The 3,057-nt window shown below is 37.6% G+C and carries 2 protein-coding genes; both read right to left on the bottom strand.

From position 1 onward, the window contains the following. Window positions 1-991: 991 nt before the first annotated feature. Window positions 992-1,543 (bottom strand): helix-turn-helix transcriptional regulator, encoded by a 552-nt coding sequence (locus BHE89_RS13410; RefSeq protein ID WP_128860535.1) that lies wholly within the window; start codon window positions 1,541-1,543, stop codon window positions 992-994. A 38-nt stretch (window positions 1,544-1,581) separates the two neighbouring features. After that, complete coding sequence (locus BHE89_RS13405; RefSeq protein ID WP_069369453.1) at window positions 1,582-2,313, bottom strand: DUF3944 domain-containing protein; 732 nt, start codon at window positions 2,311-2,313, stop codon at window positions 1,582-1,584. Window positions 2,314-3,057 lie beyond the last annotated feature (744 nt).

Raw genomic sequence — 3,057 nt, 5'->3', positions numbered from 1 at the left:
TTTTTGAATAATACGTTTTTTTAGCTTCTTTTATTTTTAAAGTTCTAAAAAAAGTCTTTTTTCTTACTGTATAGTCTGCTAAAATTGGCGATTTCAAAATTTTTCATTCATTATAGTATAGCCTCCTTCCTTTTCTCATTATTTTGCGGACATCGAAATCCTACTGAACATAATCAGCTCAACAATAGTGATAACGTTAATCTGCGCTAGCTTACTAAATAAAATACGCTGAATGATTTTTTACAAAAACCGAATTAGTGCCCTCTATTCTTGCTCAAGCTTATTTTTGAAATATCACTGACAGATATCTCGTTTAAATTTACCCAATACACTTCGCTCACTGGCGTGAAGCTATCAGTGATATCTACTATTACCAAATTACCTTCACTTGTTATACTCAAGACTTATTACCACAACAGTGACGCCGCGATAGTACCTCGCTCGCCTTTACTCCCTATGCAATAAGTTAACCGATATAGTCATTAAACAGGTTCATGGTGTTATGAGTCAGTTTCGTCGTCTATCGAGCTCGGTTGATAAAGATCATAACCACCACCAAGCACAAAACACCTTGATTGCAGCCGTCACGGATATGCCCAGGGCGATACCGATGATATTCATTATGCCGAGGTGTATCACTATCCAGTAAGATAATAGTAGGAATATAGGTATAACGTTCACTTCTCGACTCATCATCAATTTCCTTGTTTAGGGCATAAAAAACGAGGTGTGATTAACCTCGTTAATAAGGATTAAAATGTTAATGAAAGTAAATCTGTGTTGTTAGTGTTCCTAATACACTTGCAATACTTCTATTTAACGAAGACATAAATTATTTCTTATGGCACCACGGACTTAAGAAGACATCATAAGTGTTTTGATATAATGAAAATGAGGAAGTGCCATTATAAACTGCGGTTGCTGTATTAATTGCTCTACCTCCTGTTGTTTAATAAAAGTGTGTTGAGTGACAAACACATCACTCATCTCTTTAAGATAAAAAAACCTGTATGGTTTTATTTCTCACTTTCACACCACAAAAATACCAATGACCGTCAAAATAAATCAGTTTGTACGGTGCGATACCTTTTACCGTGGTATCGCAATACAAGAACTGAATACAGCGTTTATCAATAATGGCTTGAGTTAATACTGCAAATGCCCCAAACAACGAAGGCGAATGCTGAGGAGCCTCATGATAAATCAGATAAGGCGGTGCTTCCTCAGAGTCCAATAACACCGAAATAAGCTTTCTATCCAATGAAGGAAAAAACGGCACCATGCTCGTCATCGACGCAAATTGTAGAATGTCTTTATCGGTTCTAAAAAAACGTTGTGATTTCGCTAACCAATAACATCCTGCTTTATAGTCCAAATCGAGATAAATAAGCCGTTCATTAAAGTCACGTTGTAAAGTGCGTACTGACACATTAAATTCTTGTGCTAATCCTTTTAAGGATAAGGTTTCTCCTTTAAACAACTGGGTAATAATAAAGGTCAACCGTTGTGCCAAACGGTCATGCCGATGTTGAGATGATGACATAGACGTTATTCCGTTAAAGCAACAAATGAAAAGCCAGCTTAGTCACAAGAAAGGTGTTTTTGACGTAAATAAGCCACGATAATGCACGCCGGCACCGTGACACGATAGGCAGGTCCGGCGATATCAGACAGTAACCAAGCCGAACTGAGAGCGAGACCAATAGGACCAGCGACAAACGACAGTGCGCGTTGAGCAACAAAGAGCGTACCAACGGTAGCAACACCACCTAAGGCATTAATCACACTGATAGCCGATAAGGTTGCAAGTTCTAAGGCGGCAAAACCCGATGTTCTAATGGCTGCCTGCATGGCAATTAACACCAGTTGAGGGGTGGGATTGGTGAGATTTAATTGTAATTCTTGAGCCAGTGTTTTTAACTCCTCCTCTGTCATTTTGCCTAAGCTTTTCTCAAAAACTTTTAATAAAAGATTTAATTCAATGGTTTCTGTTTCACTATTTTTAGCGTAACTCACCTCCAACTTATCACAAACATCGGTTAATATCTCACGATACAACACGCCTTTATTGCCACGAAATAAACTCACTAAACTGTTAGCACCATAAGTTTGTAATTCTGCACAAATGGCAGGCCAATACTTTTGATGGTCAGGATAAAAGAGTTGATATTCAGGGGTATTGGTTAACGTTTCAGACCAACGTTTTTCACCGTCTTTAATATCGTGTGTTAATACCGATAACAGTAATGATAAGTCTTCATTACTGCATTGCCCAATAAAAGATAAGTCTGCATCAATACGATAGTTCGCCATCTTTTGTGTCCTCATTTAATTAAGATGACGTTACTATAAAACACCCCACTGACAGGGTATGACAGGCAAAATTATTATTTTCAAAAAATAAAAAAGATTGAAACGACAGGATGTGTCGTTTCGATGTAAAGCCTTTATTTTGCGTCAAGTGATTAAGGTATATCTAAGATTTTCTTGATTTAATCACCTTACTTTTTGCCCTCTTCCCACATACTCTTTTTCAATTAAGGTAACTCGACTTCACTGAGACTCGGTGTTGCATTCGTGCTACTTTGATAAATATTGGCATACCCTTGTTGTGGATAAATAATCACTGCATTTTTTCAATATCAAAATCACAGTGAGTCATATTAGGTATAAAGGTGGCTTGTTTCTTCTTAACGTTAACAACCCAGATGCCACTAGCTATACAGTCTCCCTAGGTAGCTGAGTTTTTACCACGCTATAACATCCTTTCTCTACTAAAAGCTCGCACACAATAAACTCATTACTCCCCTCAAAAGGTGAAGTCCCCTCTGAAGTCTTTACCGTCTCCAATTCATCCCAAGTTACTGCATAAACATAAGTTATCTTAATATGGCGACCGTTTTTTTCTGATCTTTTTATCTCATTCACCTTTCTCTACTAAAAGCTCGCACACAAATAAAACTCATTACTCCCCTCAAAAGGTGAAGTCCCCTCTGAAGTCTTTACCGTCTCCAATTCATCCCAAGTTACTGCATAAACATAAGTTATCTTAATATG

The organism is Shigella sp. FC1967 (assembly GCF_001743005.1).
Taxonomy (GTDB): domain Bacteria; phylum Pseudomonadota; class Gammaproteobacteria; order Enterobacterales; family Enterobacteriaceae; genus Proteus.
This window is presented reverse-complemented; position numbering and strand designations above follow the sequence as displayed.

Coding starts and splice junctions, on each gene's coding strand:
- BHE89_RS13410 (WP_128860535.1), bottom strand. CDS start 1,543: ATGTCATCATCTCAACATCGGCATGACCGTTTGGCACAACGGTTGACC.
- BHE89_RS13405 (WP_069369453.1), bottom strand. CDS start 2,313: ATGGCGAACTATCGTATTGATGCAGACTTATCTTTTATTGGGCAATGC.